The 22,100-nt window shown below is 52.2% G+C and carries 21 protein-coding genes; 2 read left to right on the top strand and 19 right to left on the bottom strand.

The annotated features are described in order from the left end of the window. Positions 1-20: 20 nt before the first annotated feature. The 19 genes from BIY29_RS13235 to cspA all read right to left on the bottom strand — a co-directional run bounded on the left by BIY29_RS13235 (position 21) and on the right by cspA (position 20,215). The gene (locus BIY29_RS13235; protein WP_240630140.1) at positions 21-1,673 is read right to left on the bottom strand and encodes a TadE/TadG family type IV pilus assembly protein; all 1,653 of its coding nucleotides are present in this window, start codon (positions 1,671-1,673) and stop codon (positions 21-23) included. After that, positions 1,663-2,259 (bottom strand): TadE/TadG family type IV pilus assembly protein, encoded by a 597-nt coding sequence (locus tag BIY29_RS13230; RefSeq protein ID WP_121575578.1) that lies wholly within the window; start codon positions 2,257-2,259, stop codon positions 1,663-1,665. The genes BIY29_RS13235 and BIY29_RS13230 overlap by 11 nt, the downstream gene beginning before the upstream one ends. Next, a complete protein-coding gene (locus BIY29_RS13225) occupies positions 2,252-2,758 on the bottom strand; it encodes a TadE/TadG family type IV pilus assembly protein (RefSeq protein ID WP_205680343.1) in 507 nt (168 codons plus the stop codon). The genes BIY29_RS13230 and BIY29_RS13225 overlap by 8 nt, the downstream gene beginning before the upstream one ends. A gap of 5 nt (positions 2,759-2,763) precedes the next feature. Beyond that, positions 2,764-3,630 (bottom strand): tetratricopeptide repeat protein, encoded by an 867-nt coding sequence (locus tag BIY29_RS13220; RefSeq protein WP_420808421.1) that lies wholly within the window; start codon positions 3,628-3,630, stop codon positions 2,764-2,766. A gap of 46 nt (positions 3,631-3,676) precedes the next feature. Then, entirely contained in the window at positions 3,677-4,636 is a 960-nt protein-coding gene (locus BIY29_RS13215) for a type II secretion system F family protein (RefSeq protein ID WP_121575576.1), read from the bottom strand. 19 nt (positions 4,637-4,655) lie between these two features. Beyond that, a complete protein-coding gene (locus BIY29_RS13210) occupies positions 4,656-5,636 on the bottom strand; it encodes a type II secretion system F family protein (RefSeq protein ID WP_121575575.1) in 981 nt (326 codons plus the stop codon). An 18-nt stretch (positions 5,637-5,654) separates the two neighbouring features. Further along, positions 5,655-7,058 (bottom strand): TadA family conjugal transfer-associated ATPase, encoded by a 1,404-nt coding sequence (locus BIY29_RS13205; protein ID WP_121575574.1) that lies wholly within the window; start codon positions 7,056-7,058, stop codon positions 5,655-5,657. A gap of 25 nt (positions 7,059-7,083) precedes the next feature. Then, positions 7,084-8,292 (bottom strand): CpaE/TadZ family protein, encoded by a 1,209-nt coding sequence (locus tag BIY29_RS13200; RefSeq protein ID WP_121575573.1) that lies wholly within the window; start codon positions 8,290-8,292, stop codon positions 7,084-7,086. Between the two features lie 14 nt (positions 8,293-8,306). Continuing rightward, entirely contained in the window at positions 8,307-8,969 is a 663-nt protein-coding gene (locus BIY29_RS13195) for a CpaD family pilus assembly lipoprotein (protein WP_121575598.1), read from the bottom strand. Between the two features lie 44 nt (positions 8,970-9,013). Further along, positions 9,014-10,432, bottom strand: a complete 1,419-nt coding sequence (locus BIY29_RS13190; RefSeq protein WP_121575572.1) for a type II and III secretion system protein family protein — start codon at positions 10,430-10,432, stop codon at positions 9,014-9,016. Between the two features lie 87 nt (positions 10,433-10,519). Continuing rightward, positions 10,520-11,467, bottom strand: a complete 948-nt coding sequence (cpaB, locus tag BIY29_RS13185) for a Flp pilus assembly protein CpaB (protein WP_121575571.1) — start codon at positions 11,465-11,467, stop codon at positions 10,520-10,522. Between the two features lie 52 nt (positions 11,468-11,519). Continuing rightward, positions 11,520-12,074, bottom strand: a complete 555-nt coding sequence (locus BIY29_RS13180; protein WP_121575570.1) for an A24 family peptidase — start codon at positions 12,072-12,074, stop codon at positions 11,520-11,522. Between the two features lie 5 nt (positions 12,075-12,079). Then, on the bottom strand, positions 12,080-12,310 hold the full coding sequence (locus BIY29_RS13175; protein ID WP_121575569.1) for a Flp family type IVb pilin: 231 nt from the start codon (positions 12,308-12,310) through the stop codon (positions 12,080-12,082). Positions 12,311-12,537: 227 nt separating this feature from the next. Then, entirely contained in the window at positions 12,538-13,995 is a 1,458-nt protein-coding gene (locus tag BIY29_RS13170; protein ID WP_121575568.1) for a sensor histidine kinase, read from the bottom strand. Beyond that, complete coding sequence (locus tag BIY29_RS13165; RefSeq protein ID WP_121575567.1) at positions 13,973-14,683, bottom strand: response regulator transcription factor; 711 nt, start codon at positions 14,681-14,683, stop codon at positions 13,973-13,975. The genes BIY29_RS13170 and BIY29_RS13165 overlap by 23 nt, the downstream gene beginning before the upstream one ends. A gap of 297 nt (positions 14,684-14,980) precedes the next feature. Continuing rightward, a complete protein-coding gene (locus tag BIY29_RS13160; protein ID WP_121575566.1) occupies positions 14,981-16,627 on the bottom strand; it encodes a Na+/H+ antiporter in 1,647 nt (548 codons plus the stop codon). 332 nt (positions 16,628-16,959) lie between these two features. Then, on the bottom strand, positions 16,960-18,327 hold the full coding sequence (locus tag BIY29_RS13155) for an NCS2 family permease (RefSeq protein WP_121575565.1): 1,368 nt from the start codon (positions 18,325-18,327) through the stop codon (positions 16,960-16,962). A 368-nt stretch (positions 18,328-18,695) separates the two neighbouring features. Next, positions 18,696-19,619: a kdo(2)-lipid IV(A) palmitoleoyltransferase gene (lpxP, locus tag BIY29_RS13150; protein WP_121575564.1), complete on the bottom strand. Its 924-nt coding sequence runs from the start codon at positions 19,617-19,619 to the stop codon at positions 18,696-18,698. A gap of 377 nt (positions 19,620-19,996) precedes the next feature. Further along, positions 19,997-20,215 (bottom strand): RNA chaperone/antiterminator CspA, encoded by a 219-nt coding sequence (cspA, locus tag BIY29_RS13145; RefSeq protein ID WP_009114380.1) that lies wholly within the window; start codon positions 20,213-20,215, stop codon positions 19,997-19,999. 439 nt (positions 20,216-20,654) lie between these two features. Between cspA and BIY29_RS20240 the strand changes: the two genes are divergently transcribed. Both BIY29_RS20240 and BIY29_RS13135 read left to right on the top strand, forming a co-directional pair. After that, a complete protein-coding gene (locus tag BIY29_RS20240) occupies positions 20,655-20,885 on the top strand; it encodes a hypothetical protein (RefSeq protein WP_170158938.1) in 231 nt (76 codons plus the stop codon). Between the two features lie 702 nt (positions 20,886-21,587). Beyond that, a partial coding sequence (locus BIY29_RS13135; protein ID WP_121575597.1) for an EAL domain-containing protein occupies positions 21,588-22,100 on the top strand: 513 nt, incomplete at its 3' end.

Below are 22,100 nucleotides of genomic sequence, written 5' to 3'. Positions count from 1 at the left end.
GTCAAAAGGCACATGGGCCGTTACTCAATCAGCCGGACGAAACCGCTTTGCTGATGCAGTTCGTCAGTAATTTCACTCAGGCGGTTTCTTATTTTGCTTTCCGATGCGACAAAATCCTCGCCGTTGTAATAGGTGAGATCAGCGCTTTTTTCAGCGCAGCCGCCTAGTCCCGCATCGGCGAGGCGGCGAAACTCGGAAGCGCTGGCGACGGTGCCGCCATTTTTATCTTCATTTACCGCCTCGTCGTTGCCGGTCACCACCAGAAAGAAGCGTATATTGCGTTCACGTAAGCTGGTGCACAGATTGGCGAAGCGTGCGGTAATCAACTGCTCGCTGGTGCAACCGTCATTCTCCGTCGTCTGCGCGCTACAGCCGTCGATCGGTCTGCCCACATAAGCGTTATAGGAATCGCTGTCGAACCACAGCATGTCGCTGGAATTGACCAGCAGCACGATAGCTTTGGTGCGTTCGCCATTGCCCTCGTCAAAGTCTTTGGGCAGATCGTCGTCCAGATCCCAGCCAGCGCTGCCGCGAAAGTTCGGGGCCAGCGCCATTGCCGCCCAGCCGATGGCGATGGCGTAGTTGACATTAAAACCGGTGCGCATCTCGTCGAGCCGCCCGGCGATCTTGTCGAAATCGTTGGTGAGCGGCAGCAGAGGCGCATAAGGGCAGCCCTGATCCACAACCAGATAGCGCGTGTCGTTGGTACCGATAGCCTGGCCGAAACTCGGATTTGGTCCGACCCAGGAGATAAAATAAGCCTCCGGGGCATTCGGCGGCAGATCCGCCCGATAATAGACGCGGAATTGTCCCGTCGGCGTCTCGTCCCAGAAATAGTTGTCGCCCCTGTTCAGCCCACGGTACATGCACAGCAGGTTGAAACGGCGGTCTGGGATACGGCGATCGGCCAGACCACCGTAGCCCGAGTTGAACAGCGAGGTCAGCTCCACCGGGGTGAGCGCCCCTGGAGCGGCCCACTCGCGGATCCGGTTGGTATGTTCGGCGTCATAGACACTGACCGCCTGACTATGCGGCACCAGCGCCAGCCAGATGTTTTCGCGTTCGCCGATCAGATTTTCCGCAAACTCGTTGCCGATACGGCGCAATACGGCCAGATTGGCGCTATCCTCTTTCGAGGTATTGGGCAAAATCAGCGCGACTTCCGTCGAGCGGTTCAGCACCTCTACAGTGGAATAAATCTCCTGTTCTGATTCCCCCAGTTGAAGCAGTTCGGGCGCGGTGGTGAAGCTGACGGTCACGGTATAGGTGGGATAATCATTATCGCTGCGCCCTTCGCGGACGCTCACCTTGTCAAGCGCGATCTTTTCGGCCAGTGCGCTGTTCAGCCCGATATTGGCTTTGACGTAATCGAACGCCAGCTCCGTCATCTGTTGCTGATCATACTTTTTATTTTCATTGCCGCTGACAACCACCTGATACCCCACCGCCAGCGCCGCTGCATCGGTCGCACGTTTGATTTGCGCCGCATCGCCGGTCGAGGTTGAGGTATCGACAATAAACGCGGCAGTGACCAGCAACGCCATTGCGCCCAATACATAGAAAGCGGCTCCCGCGCCACGCTCCTGACGCAGAAAGCGGCACAGATCGCGGCGAACGGCGCTGCACCATCCGTCGATCCGACATTTCATCATGCGATAAAGATTATTCATCATCTTCCGGCAAGCCCGCTTCCTGCATTAATGCTTCATCAAGCGCGACGACGCCCCTCGCCACGCGATTTATCGACGTGACGTGCAACAGGTTGTTCAACGACAACCCGCCGAGCAGACTGATGTCTTTACCTTCACGGCACAGTTCCACCACCACCATCGAAATGTCCTCTTTACCGTCTTGCGTATCTTTTTCCGGCAAATCACCCGGATAGGTGTCGCCGTAACCGGCCTGATTCTCGCTGCACAGATCCTCCGCCGTCCCCCGGCCTAGCTGCCAGTAAAGTTCCCCGGTCTGCCGCACGTTGCTGATCAGCAACTGGTAATTGCCCAGGCCGTCTTGCGGCAACACCGTATCCAGCAACCCTTGCAACCCTTCTTCAGTCAGTTCCTGCTGGAGCGCAAGCACCGAAACTATCGCCCCGGCACGTTGCTCCATACGCTCACGTTCAAGACTGACGGTATAGATATCCGCACACAGCATGCCGATCGCCAACACGATGGGAAACGCCAGCGCCGTTTCAACGGCGACTGAACCGCCGCCGCAACGCCAGAAACGACGCAGCCGGGACAGGACGGCCTTACTCATTACTCAGCTCCGTACCGAAAACATGCTTGTACTGATAGCGGAAGGTATCGCCCAGGGTCAGCACCGCCGGTAACGGGGTAATAAACGCCTTTTTGATCTGCACCGTGACAGACCAGACCGGCAACGTGCTGGTGACCTCACTGTCGTCCACATCTTCACTGTCGGTATTGACCGTCAGCCCGCCTAACTGACTCAGATTGTCGAAATGCAAGACGCTGACGGTTAAATCATCCTCTTGCAGATAGCCGTATGCCGCGCTAATCATCCGCTCTTTCAGATTCTGGCCCATCTGTTCGGCGCTGTCGGTCTGGAGATCGTCAAGACGAAAACTCTGCACCGCGTTATCCAACGCCGCGCTGCCGACGGCAATTACCAGCGCGATACGCGCCAGTTCGAACAGCATCATCACGCCGACCAGCACCACCGGCACCAGGAACGCCACTTCTACGGCGATCACGCCGTGCGTACTGCGCCAATCCAGATCATTGCGCCGCAACATCTTCATCACTCCGGGCTGCTGAGTTGCAAACGCTGGCGGCTGGACAATAGCAGGGTTTCGCCGCCGTTTTTGTCCTGCCGCATCTGCGCCAAACGCTGCTGTAACGTCTCCATCAACCCATCAATACGCTGCGGCTGCGCAATGGTCGCCAGCGTACTGCGCGCCTCATCCTGGCGATCGCTGTAGAGATAGGCCAACGCCAAATTGAGCTTGGCGGCGGGGTTGCTGTTATCAGCCGATCGCAATAAACCGATGGCTTGATCCGCATCACCGCTGGCAAGCCAGGACAGCGCCAGATTGTTCATGGCGGCCACATCCGCCGGGTTAATCTGTAACGCCTTTTCAAACAGTTGACGGGCTTCGCTGTGTTTGCCGGATGCATCCATCACCACGCCCATACCATTGAGCGCCCCCGCGCTGTCCGGCTGCGCTTTCAGCGCACAGCTAAAATCTTTCCGCGCCATCTCATGGCGTCCCAGCGCCAGATGCGCACGCCCCATACCTAAGCAGATGGCCAGCGCTTCCTGTGGTTTCAGCTTGTCGGTATCACCGCCTAACTCATGACGGGTGCGCCCATACAACTCCAGCGCTTGCTGGGGCGAACGCACCGGCGCCGCCACGCTGGCATACTCCAGCAGTTCGGTTCCTTTCAGTTCTCCACGTCCATCGAGGCGGGCATAGACTTCCGTTGCCGCTTCAATTCTGCCCTGATCGCGCAGTAAACGGGCCAGACGCAGCCCCTCATCTTTGGTGCCTTTAATCGCCATTGAACTGCCACACCCTGCCAGTAGCGTACTCACAACCACCAGCGCCAGGAGTGGCGATCTGCGTTTATATTTTGTTATCAGACCGATCATCATCGAGAATTTCATCCGTCATTATTTTTCCATTGTGGCCAATATCGCCGGGGAAACGCCTTTATTGCGACAGTAGCCGAATCACCCGCACCAATGCGGGTGCGGCCATAATGGCGATAATCGGCGGCAGGATCAGCGCCATCAGCGGTACACTGAGCTGTGCCGGTAATTTGCCCGCTTTTTCTTCCAACCCCAGAATCAACGTCTTACGGCTTTCGTCCGCAATGGTGCGCAGCGCCTGCGACAGCGGCGTCCCGTAGCGTTCGGCCTGAATCAGCGTAGCGACCATACTTTCTATTTCCGCAACACGGGTTCTCTCCGCCAGATGCGCCATTGCCAGGGAACGATCGGAGAGAATTTGCAGTTCAGCGGCGGTGTAATGCAGCTCATCGGCCATTTCCGGCGACGAAAGCCCCAATTCCTTCGATACCACCTGCAACACACGGCCAATCGGCAACCCTGCCTCGGCACAGACCACCATGAGATCAAGCGCATCCGGCACCGCCCGCGCCAGCTTTTCCCCACGGCTGGCCGCCCGCCATTTCAGCCACCATTCCGGCAGCATCGCCCCGACAAAATAGCCGATCAACCCGGCGGAAATGCCGGTCAGGCCCAATCGATCCGCAGGCGGCAAACAGCCCCAGACCAGCGCCACCGCGCATAGCAAACCCACAAGAAACTTGCCCATCACCAGCCAGCCTACCGCTTCGCTACGACGGAACCCGGACAGATCAAGCAGACGGCGTAAATTAAGACGATCCCGATCGGATCCAGACAGGCGATAGCCCTGTTGCGCTATCGGTAAAAGAATTTTTTCCAGCCAGGGTATTGTTGTTGTTCCCTGGCCTCTCAGGATACTATCCTGAGAGGCCGCCCCTATAGGGGCGGCGGGCAAATGCGCCCGCATCCGCTCCGTCAACTGCTTGTGCTGCCGCTGGCTCTGGTGAAGACGGGCAACGTATATTCCCGCGCCAATTAATCCCAGCGCCAGTAATAATAAGGGATCGCTAAATACCGTCATGTTGGCCTCTCCCTCGTCCTTAGCTTATTCGCTTGACCATAAAATGCGTGACCAGCATCCCAAGAGAGACGCTGCACAGGGAATACATCAGTACCGTTGTCCCGATCGGATCGGAAAACAGAAAGCTGAAATCATCAGGGGATCTCATATACAAATAGGCCAGACAGAAAGGAAACAGCGCCGCGACAATCTTGGCGGACGCCCGCGCCTCGGAGGTTTTGGACTGCACTTTAAGCTGCAACTCACGGCGATCGCGCAGCGTAGCGGACAGCCGCTCCAGCGTTTCGCCCAACCGCCCGCCGGCTTCCTGATTGATAATCAGGATCACCACAAAGAAGCGGTATTCCGCCATCGGCACCCTGCCCGCCGAGGTCTGAATCACCTGACGCAGCGGTATCCCCAGTTTCAACCAGTGGTCGATGGTTTTAAATTCAGCCGCCAGCGGCCCGGTGAGATGCTCCGCCACGATGGCAAAGGTATTCGCCACCGGGACACCGGCCCGGCAACTGCGGGTAATGGCGTCAATGGCTTCCGGCAGGCTTTCGCGCAGCGCTTTCAGGTGTTTTTGCAGCGTGGAGCGAAACAGTAAACCACCGATGCCGACGAACAACAGCAGGGAAAATATCAGCCCCAGCGTTAACGGCAGCATTGTTCTTTGCCCCATCACCATGCCCAGCATCAGCGACGGCACCGCCAGCAGCAATGTCCGCTGACGCAAATTTTTTTTCCAGCCAATAAACGCCAGTTGCGACCAGATCCCGGCCAGCCAGTGCCCCAATAACGGCACCCGCATCAGCGGCGTCGTTATCTCGTCGCGCAGGATAGAATCGGAAACCGGCTGCGTCGATGCTGGCTCCACGTCAGCCAGAACTTGCCGCCAGCGCTGTTCGCCCTGCGCCCTGCGCTGACGCGCCTTTTGCCAGAGATAAACGACAAAAACCAACAGCAGCACGCAGCAAAACACCAGCAAGGTGATCAGATTCAGGAATAAGGGGGTCATCGGCGTCTCCTCACTCCATCACAATGCATCAAACAGATGCGCTTTATCGCTGTAGAACTGCGGGCGCTGAATATGTTGCACGTATTCGCCGGTCAGCATTCCCTGTGCATCCATTCCTTTGATCTGGAAAGTAAACAAGTCCTGTAGCTGAATCACTTCATTCTCCATGCCGCACACTTCGGTAATCGACACCACACGGCGCATACCGTCACGCATACGTTCAATCTGTACGATCAGGTGCACCGCACTGGCGATCTGACGGCGGATCGCCATCAGCGGCAGTTGCATATTTGCCATCATCACCATGTTTTCCAGGCGCTGGATCGAATCACGCGAGGTGTTGGCATGAACGGTACACAGCGAGCCGTCATGGCCGGTATTCATTGCCTGCAACATATCGAAACTTTCGCCGCCGCGAACCTCACCAAGAATGATGCGATCGGGCCGCATACGCAGCGCATTGCGCATCAGGTCACGCTGATCGATACGCCCAGTCCCTTCGGCGCTGACCGGACGGGTTTCCAGCCTAATGACATGTTCCTGCTGCAATTGCAGCTCGGCGGCGTCTTCAATGGTGATGATGCGATCGGTACTGCCGATCTTTTGCGATAGCGCGTTCAGCAACGTGGTTTTACCCGCGCCGGTGCCGCCCGAGACAATCACGTTAACCCGCGCCTGCATGGCTTTGTTCAGCACATCCACCATCGCGTATGACATACAGCGACTTTCCGCCAGCGCTTCCAGCGACAGGTTGCGGCGCATAAATTTACGAATAGAAATGGTGGTGCCGTCGATGGCCAGCGGGTAGGTAATCACATTAACCCGGCTGCCGTCCGGCAGGCGGGCATCCACCATCGGGCTGGCCTCATCGATACGGCGACCGACCGCCGCCGCGATACGCTGGGCGGTATTGAAGACATGTTCTTCATCAATGAAAGTGATTGGCGAAAGCTCCAGTTTGCCAAAGCGTTCGACAAATACCTGATTGGCCCCGTTCACCAGAATGTCGTTGACCGTATCGTCGGCCAACAGCGGCTGGATCGGGCCGATACCGGTCATCTCATCCAGCATTTCCGCAGCGATGGCTTCTTCTTCCTGTCGGGAGAGCTGCAAGCGCTGTTCGTCGCAAATACGGCGGATCACCGTTTCGATCTGTATCAGTAGTTTGTCGCGCCCCATCATGGCCGCTTTACCGGCATCGATCTGATCGTAAAGCTGGGCGCGGATCAAACGCCGCTGGCTGGTGCGACTTTCCGTCTGTCGTGCCGACGGCGTTGATACCGCCGGATTGCCAGCCGTGGACGGTGCGCGGCTTTCAACCGCCGGACGCGCTTTCAGTTCGGTCACATTGGCCGTCACGGCGGGTTGAGCGGCACTTTTATGTGTCTCACCTTTTTGCAGGTTATTTTTACGAATCAGCATGATCGGTAATCCTTTCGTTAGCTGCTCAGGCTCGCTTTAACCAGCGCGAGAACCAGCGTTTTTCCGCTGGCCGAGCACGCACGCCACAGACCAGATCGGCAAGCTGGCGCAACCCCTGCTGGAACGCCGGCGCTACAGCCGTATCCAGTGCCCCCAGGCTCAGACTCTGCGCCAGCACATGACCGGCATTCGGCAACACCGCGTCGATTTTCCGCCCGGTGAACTGTTCAAACTGCTCACGGTTGAGCGGCGTCGCCCCGGCAAACCGGCTTTGGTTATGCACGATCAGCAGGCGTTGCCCTTCGCTTTCATCACCAATCTCATGCAGCACCCGGCGGATATTGCGGGCATCCTGTAGCGTCAGTTCGGTCACGATGATGCGTAAATCCGCATAGGTCAGCACATCCAGCGCCCCGGTGGGGTAACTGCTGGGTAAATCCCAGATGACCTGATTAAACATGCGGCACAGTGCGCCGCCGAGATTCAGCACGTTGTCCACCTCAACCGGAGCTGGCTCGCCCAGTTCCGGTTTTTGCGCCAACAAATGCAAACGTGTGTCTACCCGCAACATGGCACGCTGCAACAGCCGGGTATCCAGTTCCTGCGTTCCCAGCACCGCAGCCAGTCCGGCGTCTTCGCTTTGCCCCTGCAACAGCAGTTGATCGCCATTACGACGGTCGAAATCCACCAACGCCACCGGCAGGTGACGTTCGCCAGACAGTAACCGGCTTAGTCCCATTGCCACCGTACTGCCGCCGCAGCCGCCGCTGGCGCTGACCACGGCGATAGTGCGTCCCATACGGGCATATTCCGGGCCGGACTGCTGGCCTTCGCATTTCGCCAACGTCGCCGCCAACAGATCCAGGGTGAACGGCTTCACCAGGTAATCCACCACGCCCGCCTGTAACAGCGCCCGATACAGACCGACATCCTGTTCCTTACCCGTGGCAATCACCTGGCTGGTAGGCCCGCACACGTTGAGCAGTGCCTCCAGCTCAGGCAACGGCCAGTGCGTACCGTCCAAATCCACCAACAGAATGCGGGGAGGCACATTCAACTCACACCATTGACGCGCTGCTGCAATGCCGCCCGCCATCACCGGCGCCTCCTGCTGCTTGAGGCGTGCCAACTGGTCGCTGATATCAGCAACGTCATGATTTTCATACACAAAGGCTACCAGCGATAACGCCGGATCGTCACTGTCAACCGACGGAGAAAGCGTCACTTCACTCATGGCTGGCCACTCCCTTAATCTTCCTCAAAGTTAATATCGATGAGATCTTTCACGTTATCGGTGTGATACCGCTCGATACTGTTGACCGCCGCCACGCCGTCCGCCTCATCCAGCGTTTTCGCCTGAATCAAATCACGGGGTTCCGACACCATCAGCGCAAGATTGTTTTGGGTGGCGCAACCCAGATACCCAATGCCGTCAAACGGTTTCACCATCAGCAGATCGGGATCGTTCACCTGGCAACGGGTGGTTTTTACCGCCAGCGCTTCGGAGATCACCTCCAGATCGCCGGACTGACCGCTGGCGGAAGTGATGCGCATCTGTTTCACTTTCTGCGCATCGGCACCGGCATTTTTTAATACGCTGACCAGTCTGCCCGCCATTTGCTCACCACGCACGGTGCGGGGGATCAGCGTCAGCGTTTGTTTGGATAAACGCCCCTGATCTTTGAGCATCACGTTGAGCTGTTTAAGCGATTCCGGGGTAAACCCCCGTCCGTTCGCCGCCACCTGCAACGTCACCGCCAGTGAGGAAGGGCGCACCTCTATCGGTGTTAATGCCGGTTGCTGATAACGCTGCATCCGCTGGCTGTTAACGGATCTGTCACCACATGCGGCCAGCAACAAACAGACAGCACAGACTGTCAGGCGAAATATCGGGCTGGCTGACGGTTTCATTCCATTGTTTTGGTTATTCATTTTCTCACCGTTTATCATCAGGTTCAGTAGAGGTAGCCCACCGCGCCGTAGCTTGGCATCACAGAGTCCAGCGTTTTGACGCCCTGACCCGGCATTTGAAGATCACCGGCGTTCACGGGTTCCACCACATAAGCGGTGGCGATAATCACCAGTTCAGTTTCCTCATGCTCGGAAGATTCATTTTCAAAGGCGCGGCCAATCACCGGAATGCTGCTCAACCCCGGCACGCCGGTCACCGTCTGACTATTGGAGCTGCGCAACATCCCCGCCAGCGCAAAACTCTGTCCACTGGCCAGTTCCACCGTGGTATCGGCGCGGCGCACGGTCAGCGCGGGAATGGTCGACCCCCCTTCCAGTTGCACGGAACCGACCGAGGTCAATTCACTGACCTCCGGCGCAATATGCAGACTGATACGGTTGGCGGACAGTAAGGTGGGCGTCATGCGCAGGATCACGCCGTAAGATTTGTAATCAATGCTGACGTTATTGATGGTAATCAGGACAATGGGGACTTCTCCACCCGCAGCGAATGCGGCGGTTTCACCGGACATGGCGGTTAAGTTAGGTTCCGCCAGAACGGAAGCCATGCCCTGTTTATTCATGGCGGACAGCAACCCGCTGAGAGAACCTTCCCCGCCGCCGACATTGGCGCCGAAGAAGTTACTGCCCTCAACGCCGGTAAATGCGCCGGTGCTGGAATTAAAAAATCCGCTTACCGTACCGGTGCCCAGACCAAAGTTGGCGCTGCCCCGGTTAAGTGAGGCGTCCCAGTTAAAACCCAATTCGTGCGTCAAATTGCGGGAGACTTCCACCACCCTTACACGGATATTGATCTGTGAAGGGGTTTTGATTTTTAGCTGGTTAATAACGTTGGGTGACGTCTCGCTGGTGCCGGGCAGGCCGTTGGCGGCGCTACCGGCTCCTGCCGACATGGAAGCACTGATATAACCTTGTACGCTATCAATGACGCGCTTGGCATCCTGCGGCGTATCAACGCTGCCGCGCACAATCACACCGCTGGGAACAGAGGCCTCCAACTGGATATCCGCACCGGGGAACTCACGCTTCATCCGTTCGCTCAGTGCTTTCAGGTCATGTTCGGAAACAATACGGATGGCATTGATGACATTGCCATTTTCATCCATGGCATACAGCGTGGTGGTGCCCACGCTCTTGGCATAAACAAACAGATTCCCTGGAGACGGCAATTCAAAACTGGCAATTTTCGGATCCGCCACCAGCACGCTGTCCGGTAAGGCATCCAATTGTAATAACCGCCCCTGATTCACCGTCAGACGAATAACATTCGTTTCAGCCACTTCAGAGACACCTGTCGCAGAAGTTATCGCGGGCGTCAACATGGTTGCCAGCAACCCAACCGCCAACAATCTTTTGCACCTATCCCAAGAGTCCGGTTTCAAAAACAGGGAAAACATCGTCATTTACTTAATTCCGTAATAGGCTTCATTTTTTCCATAAACAGCCTGATTGAGCGATTCAGAGGCTGCCAGATTGATTATTCGCACGTCCTACCGTGCCGGGAACGTCAACACATCTTTTTGTTCGCCGCGGAATACCTTTACCTGACGGCCGCTGCTGGAAAGACCGTTATAAATGCTGGTACTCTGTGAAAGCGTGGTAACACGCGAGGCGCTCTGCCGGTCATCCTCCTGGTCGTCCGGCGTTGTGCTGCGCAGCGCCAGATGCAGCATCCCCACTTCTTTTGCTACCGCCAGAATTTCCGCCTGTTCTGGCGTAACCTCTACTGTTACCGTTTGGAAACTGGCCGTGCGCGGTCGGTTGGACGTGGCGGACGTCCGGCTTTTGGCCGAGGCGTTCAGCGTACTGTTATCTTCCGGTTCAACATCCTGCCGGGGGCGAACATCGGTATCGGTTTGGTTATTCAGCGCCAGAACCCGTAAATCGCGCACAATCGTCTGTGACGCCAGCATCGGAGCAACCACCGGCTGTGTGCGGCTTGGCGACAGTTCTGGCTGTTCATCCCTTTGCAGACTGAGGATGATATCAACACGATCGCCTGCAGCGACCAGACCGGAGTTGCTGGCCACCGCATTGGTTGGAATGGAGATGGCGCGCATCCCTTTGCGCAATACGGCGGCGACAAAGCCCGGCTCATTCGGCTTTACCACCACATTGCTGGTCAGCGGCGTGCCTTCGATAACGGTTTCACGCAGGGTCGCGCCTAACAGCAGCGTCTGGCTGTCTTTACCGCGAATGAAATTGAAAGTACGGGATACCGGTTCTTCCGATACCTGCCAGCGCAACGAGGATGAATCAAGAAAATCACCGGGATGAAGGTCTTTCGCAGCCACCAGAACGGCGGTCTGTTCCGGCGCTTTTACCACGATCTGCTGGGGCGCAGGGGGCGATGACGACAACTGGCTACGCACCAACAGCGCAACAATTCCTGCCAGGATCAAAGCGCCCGACAGTACATACGTAGAGTTAACTTTCATTTCAACTTACCTACCCTGGTGTGTGCGTCTTAAAAATTGCGACAGAATTAAATTAAAACAAGGGAAAAATCAGGACGTACGCCGCGCCAAATGCAATGGCTATCCCGTAGGGAATGCCTTGTGAAAGATCGGCTGGCAACGCAGGCGGCATGGGTAACCGGCTTTTAAACATCCGGTTGGTGGTTTGGATACCCATAGCGACCGCAGTCGGGACGGTATTGAGTAATGGCAGGCTCAATGCCAGTGCCCCACCTGCCAGCGCAGTGATCATAACAAAAACGATCTGTTGCCCATGACCCACCCACAGGCATAACACGCTCATCAGTTTCACATCCCCCGCACCCAGTCTGCCGGTGAGGAAAAGTAAAAAACCGACCATCAGCACCGCCGCCGCTCCCGGCAACGCCCACAGCGCCTGCTGTAGTTTCGGCATATCAAACGCGCCGGATTGCAGGGCATCGATCACGCTGAAAAACAGCCAACCCAACAACAGAATCAATACCGCCTGATTAGCGATCTTTCTCATTAACAGATCGGTTGCGATACACCACAACAGGCATCCCGCCAGTAATGCCGTTTGCAGCCAGTGCGTGTCATACCCAACCACTGGGTTTATTTCGCCGTCCCTGATGTGCCGGAACCGCCGGTGCTGGTGCCGGAACCGGTAATCTGATCTGCAATTTCGCTGAACTTCTCATTCAGGGCCTGAACAAAAATACCGTCACTGCCAAAAATAGCGCCGATCGCCGCCGCCATGGCCGCCGCCAGAATGCCGTATTCAATTGCCGTCACACCGCTTTCATCACGCAGGAAAGAACGCAATGTTGCTTTCATATTGTTCATGGGGAGACCTCTTATTTGCAGCCAAAGGGATCATGGCAAATAACGGGTGCCATGACGCTAATAAGAGCAATAATGAGACTTATTATCAAACTCTACAAGATGCAGAACATTAATATTCGTTAATCTTTAAATACATAAAATTATCAATATAAATCAATAAATAATACAACCACACAGCAAGTGTAATGATAATGGATAAACAGGTTTTTTAAGGGGGTATTACTCTTTTAACAACGCTTGAGACATAAATAAACGTTTAATCCAGGATTGACTGACTCCAGACAGAGTTTGCCGCCATGCAGATCGGTAATCGCTTTCACTAACGACAAACCCAGCCCATAACCGGACTGCTGCTGCCAGCTCGCCAGTCGCTGAAAACGCTGTAGCGCTTTCTCATGTTGCGCGGTCGGGATGCCCGGCCCGCGATCGGCAACGCTCAACGCAATCCAGCCCCGGTATAATTTTACGCTCAAGGTGATGTACTTGCCGTTCGAGGCGTATTTCAGGGCATTCTCAATCAGATTAGCCAACGCCTGAAACAGCAAGGCCCGATCGCCAAATAGCTGAATACCCGCGTTCACTTCTATCACCAGGCGGCATCCGCGCTCCTCTGCCAGCGGCTGATAATATTCGGCAATCTCCTCCAGCAGAGACCGCGCTTCAATACACTCAAACTGGTGAATACAGCGCCCGCTTTCAATCTCACCGATGCGCATCACCGTGCGGAACAGTGCCAGAATTTTATGCACTTCGCCCACCGCCAGATTCAGCTCATCACGAAGTTCACTATCCAGGCCCACACGTTCCGTCAGGTTAAACAAGCGGTTTTGCAGGTGCGTCAACGGCGTGCGCAACTCATGCGCGATATGACTGGAAGTACTGCGCACCTGCTCCATCAGCCGTTCGATCCGCTCAAGATTCTGGTTGATATCCGCACTCAGGCTGTCGAAATCGTCACCATAGGGCGACAACGGCATCCTCATCTGTTTCTCACCCGTACTGTAGCGATGCAGTGCGGTACGGATTTGTTCCACGCTGCGCAGACTGCGCAGGCTGAAGTGGCGGCTGACAAACAGACAAAACAGCAGCACGATAAATAACCCGGCCCCCGCCACCAAAGGGATAGTCCGCACGCGTTCAAGCATCGGGCGAATATTGTAGGCAGTAAAAAATACCCCACCGTCATCAAGCATTACGGAGAGGCCGATCAGGTTAGGATCGTTCTTGCTGGAGAGGATCGCTTTCAGGCAGGCGACATTCATCTGACAATCAGTACGCGGCACATTTTTTAACGGAGGGTTGTGATACAAAATATCACCGCTTTTATCCATGACAAGAAATAGCGGCAATTCATCATTTCTGGCCTGATTATCCTGACGCAACTGGGTAATCAGAGTATCGGTATTGGTTAAATTAGACTGCATGGAGTAATCATAAATATTACCCAGAATAACTTCACGGACATGCGTTCTAATTAACGTTTCACTTAATGAACTGAAGCCGATAATACATATCAGCATCATCATTAAAAATAAAAAAACAATGGTGATCGCCTGCCTGAAATTAGAGGTACATAAAAAGCCGGGGTAATGGCTTGCCCCTATTAATTGCCAGTGTTTTATCTTTATCTGCCAGAATAGGCCCAATTTCTTTATTTTAAACTTATTCAGTGTAGCTGCCAGCATCCGTTCTATCCTTGTCAACAGACCCTAACGCATACCCCATCGCTCTTAGTGTTTTGATTAACGGACGCGGGAAACCTTTATCAATTTTTGCCCGTAGTTTCGACATGTGAACATCAATTAAATTGGTCTGCGGATCGAAATGATAGCCCCATACCCGCTCCAGCAGCATGGTGCGCGTAATTGCCTGGCCTGGATTTTCCATCAATATAATCAATAATTTGATTTCTTTATCCGTCAGATCAATACGCTGACCGCCGCGCCAGGCGACCCGTTGCAGACGGTCAAGTTGCAGATCTTCAAACGTCAGAATTGAGGAATTATCCGCATGACGTATACCACGCCGCGCCATGATATCCAGACGTAGCCTTAATTCATTAAAATTAAACGGCTTACCGAGATAATCTTCCGCGCCAAGTTCTAATCCCATCACTCGATCGACATCCCGATCCAAAGCGGAAAGCAGCATAATAGGAGGATGACGCGATCCCTGCAATTCACGCAGGACAGTAAATCCATCCATAATCGGCAGCATTCTGTCCAGTAGCACCACGTCATAAACTTCATCTTTTATGGCTTTTAATGCATGTACGCCATCATGAACCATTCGACAGGAATGACCGTGGGAATGTAATTTAGACCCCAGCCAATGGCACAATACAGAATCATCATCAACTACTAGTACGCGCATTGTTTTCCCCTGCTAAATGTCGCTATTCACATATTTTAATTATGGATAATACCCATTTATTATTTCAGGTTGTCATATCTGGCAACGCTCATATCACTCTTGCAAGCGCATCATGAGCATGAACAAAAGATGTCATCTGAAAATTATTAGACGGATAATAACAATCATTATCATTTAGTGACAAGTCATTTACAAAGTGAGAAAGACAAGAGTAAGTCTGGCTCCCCACTGCCCTCGGCAGTGGGATTAACAGGAAAAGAAAGAAATCAATGCGATAGCGATATCAAATGACGTGACTTACGCACTTTCGCTTAAAACCGCCTCCAGTAAATCCAGTTCGCGCAGCATTTTCTGCAACGTCTCATTACTGATTTGCTGGGTGGCGCGCAGGTGATAAAGCTCCGCACGTTCCGAATTAAGAGCAGTCAGGCGAAAACGGCGCTCAAGGTTTTCAATCAGCAGGCTATTATCCAGATCGTCTTTATCCACCACCCGCCGTCGCAAATTGCCTATCACCCTGGCGCTGACCTCTTTCAGCACCTGCTCGTCAATATTTTCTTCCCGGTCGGCGACCAACCGCTCCTCCATTTTGTGCAGGCTATTAATCGCCACTTCCGCTGCGGCGCGGCGCGCCATCCGTTCCTCTTTGGCGTAAGTCGCTTTATCCGCCACCACAATCCCGCGCAGCAGTAACGGCAACGCCATTACGCCGCACAGCAGGGAAAACAGGATAACGCCGGTGGCGATAAACACCAGTTGGTAACGTGACGGGAAAGCCGTGCCGTCGGTCAGCAACAAAGGAATAGAAAGCACACCGGCCAGCGTAATGGCGCCGCGTACGCCGGCAAAAGAGGCAATCCACAGTTCACGCGTCGTGAACTCGGCAAACACCATCGGCTTCTTTTTCTGGATATGCATACTGTATCTTTTCATTACCCACAGCCAGCCAAAACGCAGCAGCAACAGCGCCACATAAATGACCGCGATGTCGGTAAACAGCATCCAGGTTTCAACCGTCGGGTCCAGTTCCGCCTGGGTAATCGAGGTTTCCAGAATGCCCGGCAATTGCAGCCCCAGCATAATGAACACCATACCGTTGAACACAAACTCCAGCATCGACCAGACGCCGTTCGCCCTTAATCGCATCGTCAACGGCGCATTACGGATAACCCCGGACTGGCCGATAGTCATCCCGGACGCGACCGCCGCCAGAATGCCTGAAACCCCGATATGTTCGGCAATCAGATAGGCCGCAAAGGGCAACAGCAGCAGCAAAACAATTTGGGTAGCCGCGTCATTGCCGCTCCAGCGGCTGATGATGCGCAATGATTTACTATATAACCAGGTGACCGCCACACCGGCCAGCAGCCCGCCCATCGCTACTTTGATAAATGCCAGCGTGGCACCCGAAACGCTGAACACCATCGTCCCCATAGCAATCGCCACGGCGAACTTCAGCGATACCAGACCGGAAGCATCATTCATTAACGCTTCGCCCTGGAGAATACCCATCAGTTTTTTCGGGATACGATCTTCACCCACGATGCCGGACAGCGCCACGGCATCAGTCGGCGACAACACGGCGGCCAACGCGAAAGCGGCAATCAGCGGCATTCCGGGTATCATCCAGTAGATGAAGTACCCGACACCCACCACGGTAATCAATACCAAAACCAGCGCCAACCCAATAATTTCGCGCCCGTGATTCAGAAATTCACGGGTCGGCGTCTTCCAACCGTCGGCAAACAGCAGCGGCGGGATAAACAACACCATAAACAGCTCGGGATTGAAATCAACGTGCAAACCAAACTGGGGCCAGGCGAGTATGGCGCCAACGGCGATTTGCATTAACGGCAGAGGTATCTGAAAAGGTAAAATCCGTGTAACTACCCCTGACAAAGAGACCACCAGGGTCAAAATAAGAATCGTAAAAAAGATTTCCATGCTGTCCTTAGACTATCTCCTGCTACATTAAAAGGTGAGTTATCTGCCTGCCAGCTCCATGACGTACTGCCAATATTTAACGCAATTATTCTGACATTAAAATGAATTTTTGAGTGGAGAAATTTATATTTTTCCACATTTTTACATATCAAGTGTTAACCAATAACAAATGAAGGATCTGTGCGAAACGGCGAGATTACCGACAAGAAAAGAAACCATAACACATTCAAATCGGTGTTAAAGATATAGGAAAAAGCAGAAATTGGACGGAAGAAAAAAGGATAAGCAGATTTGTCAGCCAGCTAAAAGGGGACAATGTCCCCATACAGGATTTAGAGCGCCCAGCCACCGGCGTAGAACACCACCAGCGCAACGGCGATAAGCACAGTGCCCATATTCAGCTTGCGCCATTCGCCAGAGAAAATACGCCCCAGCACCAGTGAACTGAAACCCAGCATAATGCCGGTAACAATGTTACAGGTCAGCACGATAAACACCGCACAAACCAGACCTGACATCGCATCAACAAAGTCGTCAAAGTTCAGTTTTGACACGTTGCCCAACATCAGCAAACCGACGTACATCAGCGCGGGCGCAGTCGCATAGCCGGGAACCAGATAAGACAGCGGCGACAGGAATAAAATCAGCAGGAACAATACGCCGACTACCGTTGCAGTCAGACCGGTTTTACCGCCAGCCGCCGTACCCGCTGCGGATTCAATATAGACCGCCGCCGGAGATGTCCCTACCAGGCTGGAGAGAATACTGCTGACGGAGTCAGCCGTCAGCGCTTTACCGCCATTGATGATTTGTCCGTCTTTATCCAGCAGATTTGCCTGACCTGCCACTGCACGGATCGTGCCGGTTGCATCAAATACCGCCGTCATGACCAACGCCAGAACGCTGGGCAAAACCACCGGTTGCAATGCGCCCATAATATCCAGACTGAAAATCAGTGAAGTACCGTCGGCCCCCGTCAGGCTTGGCAAGGCAAACCAGCCTTTATACTGCACGTTTGGATCGAAAATCAGGCCAATAACGGAAATCACCATGATGACCAACAAAATCCCCCCCGGCACGCGACGCTTTTCCAAGCCGATGGTGGCGGCCAGCCCCAGCAACGCCATGATAACCGGGAAGGAAGTAAAATCGCCTAATGCGACTGGCAGGCCGTCAATCGGATTTTTAATCACCAGACCGATGCCATTGGCGGCAATAATCAACAGGAACAGACCGATCCCGATCCCCGTTCCGTGTGCTACCCCAAGCGGAAGATTACGCAAGATCCAGGTACGGATCCCGGTGACGGAAATAAGAGTGAACAGGATGCCCATCAGAAAAATCGCACCCAGCGCAACCGGAATGCTGATCTGCTGACCCAATACCAAGCTAAACGCCGTAAAAGCCGTCAGGGAAATCGCACAACCGATGGCCATCGGCAGATTCGCCCACAGCCCCATCAGCAATGAACCCAACCCGGCGACCAGACAAGTTGCGACAAACACCGCTGTCGGAGGAAAACCCGCTTTGCCCAACATGCCCGGAACAACAATAACCGAGTAAACCATGGCCAGAAACGTGGTTAGCCCCGCCAACACTTCCTGGCGTACATTGCTTCCGCGCTGGGTTATTTTAAAAAATGCATCAAGCGCACCATGCGAACGAGCCGCACTATCAGCCTGACGAGTGGTATTTGACATGGTGGATATCCCCTGAAATGTCATCATTATATAAGGTAAATCGTAGGCGGTTCTCCCAGCCTTGCACAGGGTATGCGTCAGCACAGCCGACACGCCATGAACCATAAGGCCGTGTACGCAAACGATTAGCTCGTTCGGTGCACAGCCACAAAATTTTGCCGGGTTATTTGAAACAAACGATTATCCTGCTTCTCAAACGTCTATTTCAACAGCTAATCAAGACTATTTACCTATAGTTGCCGTGTAGGCCCACATCGGCTTCAAAAGCAGCAGCTATCAGACACTGGGGAAAAAAATGGGCGGGAGAAGTCATTCCGATCAGTTAAGCAACTGATCGGGAATAGTCATTGCGGCGGCTATTCTTATTTTCAGGCATACAGTGAGACTTCACCAGTGGGCCGCGTTTTGAAACGGCGATGCAGCCAAAGATATTGCTCTGGCGCCCGCATGATTTCTTTTTCTATCACTTTATTCATATAACATGCCGCTTCCTGCTCGTCATGATACGGATAATCATTCAACTCAGGTTGGATTACCAGTTTATACCCGGAAGCATCAGGCTTGCGGATCAGAACCGTTGTAATCATTGCTGGTTTAGCTAACCGCGCAATGGTGAAGGTGCCACTGGTAGTTGCCGCTTTCTTCACGGCAAAGAATGGCGCAAAAACACTGCCTTTCGGGCCGTAATCCTGATCCGGGGCAAACCATACGGCTTCACCTTGTTTCAGGGATCGCACCATACCACGCAGATCCTTACGATCGATCATCGCTTTGTTAGAGCGGGAACGCCCCCAGGTTTGCACCAGTTCCATCACTTTGTTGTTGTGGGGGCGATACATCGCCATCATCGGCTGGCACAGCCCCATCGCTCTGCCGCCCAGTTCCAGCGACATAAAGTGAATGCCAATCACCATTACTCCGCGCTCTTTTATGCAGGCTTGTTGTAAATGTTCCAACCCTGACACATCAAACCAGTGGCGAACGCGGCGGTCCGTCCAAAACCAGGCCATTCCGGTCTCCACCAGCGCCATACCCAGTGAAGAGAAGTTATCGACGATCATCGCTTCCCGTTCGGCAACCGCAATATTGGGAAAACAAAGTTCCAGATTACGTCGGGCAATAGACACTCTGCGTTTTAGAAAAAGACGGGAGAAGCGCCCGGCACTACTGCCAATTTTCATCAGCAGCGGATAAGGCAATTGAACCAACAGAAACAGAATTCCGAGGCCGAACCATGTGATCCAGTAACGAGGATGGAGTAAAGCCCTGGTAAATTTTTGTTTAATTTTCATGAGACTCATCTTTAAGTGGTCAGAGTACGTACCGCATAAAGAATCACTCCCCTGTCGCGCTACATCTACTGTGACACTAACTACTGTATATAGTTGCCCTGTTGTATGAAATTCAATCTAACCGTCTCAAACCCTGAGGTTAACACCAGGCATCTGAGGCTGATTATTGAAGGGCATTGGAAGAACTCGAGTTAAACCGGCCAATCGGCAACAGCGATGGCTATCATACTCGATTCAGAATAAGGATAGGAATAGTAACAATAGAAATAATTAAGCCCCTCAGAATATCTGAGGGGCTTACACATAATCAGGTATTTTCAGTAATGAAATCAGACGAGAGCGATTAAGCCAAGTCGGTTATCATCAGCGGAAAACCATTAGATTACGCTAACATTCACAGCTGATGGGCCTTTCTGGCCGCTTTCAACACTGAATTCTACCTTTTGGCCTTCGTCCAGGCTTTTGTAATCGTTACCCTGGCCTTGAATGGCAGAGAAATGAACGAATACATCTTTGCTGCCGTCAGTCGGGGTGATGAAACCAAAACCTTTACCAGCATCAAACCATTTTACCAATCCAGTCATTTTATTAGACATAGAGAATTTCCTTTATATATTTAGATAGCCACTATAGGGCGGAGATGGTCTGTCACAGTGATTACTTATGGGCACTTATAAGAAGGAAATTCGTCGGATAAGAGACTGGGTGCATCGCTTGAACTAGGAACCACTTAATTACAATGTCTTTCATAAATAGGTCTGTATTCCAGGCCGATGAGGCTATTAACGCACGAACGAATTTTTATAGCAAGCCTTTCTTTCAAAGAATCACAAACACCTATCAATGATAAAGAAACAACCTTTCAAGACAGAAACATTTAAGTAAGCGCCAGGAAAAAACCACTCATACCGATGATAAGTATAAATTTATTTCCATATAACCGGTTCTTTCCCGCCCTGTCTGTTGGATATCATTTCCCGTACTTTAAGGTAAAAGGTGTTAAGATACCGCATCGAAAAAAGCCGGAGATAATCAATGCATATCCATAATTTAACCTGGTATCCGGCACAGCGCTCACGTGTTGAGGCCATTATTGGTCAGGCTGCCGTGTTGGTTTGTGAGCAAGGCAGGCCGATGAATACGAGGACGTTGCTTGATCTCATGTATGTCCAACTCAGGGACATGAAAAAAAAAGAAGACATAGAAGGGATGATGACTGCCATTTCAATTCTGGAAAAGAATCAGGACGCACACGCAAAAGAGTAGTAATCAGGGTCATCAGCAATTTCCATGATCCAACGTCAGGACAACCTCATTGTTAACCGCACCTTTCACAATGCTGGAAACGACACCAACGAGTTTATTTCTTGCGAAAACATACGTAATTATCTCTTTTAGATTTAGGTTAATTGAAATATTTCTGCTCTGAACAACGATACAACCACTCATGCATTAATACCTACTGCGACTTGAATACTGTGCCATGAGCAAAACAAGATGACAGAAAAACATGTTACAAAACCATCAATAAAATCCCTTAATAAAACTTATAATTAACACATTTAACAATGTATCCTCATGTAAAGACCGTAGCAGGTGCACCATATTTTGTAATTATCCCGTATATCCGCATAATAAATAACTAAAAATATCTCTTCTGATGGATGATTAAACTTACAAGTTGTTGAAAGTCTCTGACCAGAAATAGCTATTGTTCACGATAGTATCAGAACCATTGATAATCACGCAGGCTTGTTCAGGGCATCGATAGAGAACACTTTCATTCAAATTATTTGTTCTTTTTATCAAATCCCATATAAAAATTTTTTCTCAGAATGATCAAAGATTTGACCTATCAAACGATTGAGATTGATCGGTCAATCAATCAATTTAACGGGTTAATATATTTATATTGATCAATTTTATAGATCGATCAATAATGTTCAAAACATACCCAAGCGAGGAGTCATGATGATTGTCGATTCAATTTCATATGCTACGAGGCACTATGTTATAGAGCCCATCTATAGTTGTCAGAATCGGCTATTCGCTATGGAACTGCTTACCCGGTTTAATGATGAGGGGCCCTATTCGGAAAAACGTATTCAGCAGATGAATACATCTGAAAAACAAACGTTACTGTTGGATCAACTGGAATCTATCACCGAGAAAAAATGCTATTTTATAGATAACAATATACTGCTATCGATAAACATTGATTTCACCATGGCGATGTTTTTATCTCAGGATGCGTATACAAAAATTTTACTGGATAAATTACCATTTATTCGTCTGGAAATTAGCGAAAATTTTCCGAATCTTAATGATGGGAAACGTAACCCTCTACTTGCGAAACTGTATGAACGCTATCTACTTTGGTTAGATGACTTTGGCAGTGGAAGCGCTAATATTTATGCGGTAAGTCAATCTGTATTCCAATATGTCAAGTTGGATAAAATTTTTTACTGGGAGATAATAAAT

The organism is Brenneria alni, assembly GCF_003666245.1.
GTDB lineage: Bacteria > Pseudomonadota > Gammaproteobacteria > Enterobacterales > Enterobacteriaceae > Brenneria > Brenneria alni.
This window is presented reverse-complemented; position numbering and strand designations above follow the sequence as displayed.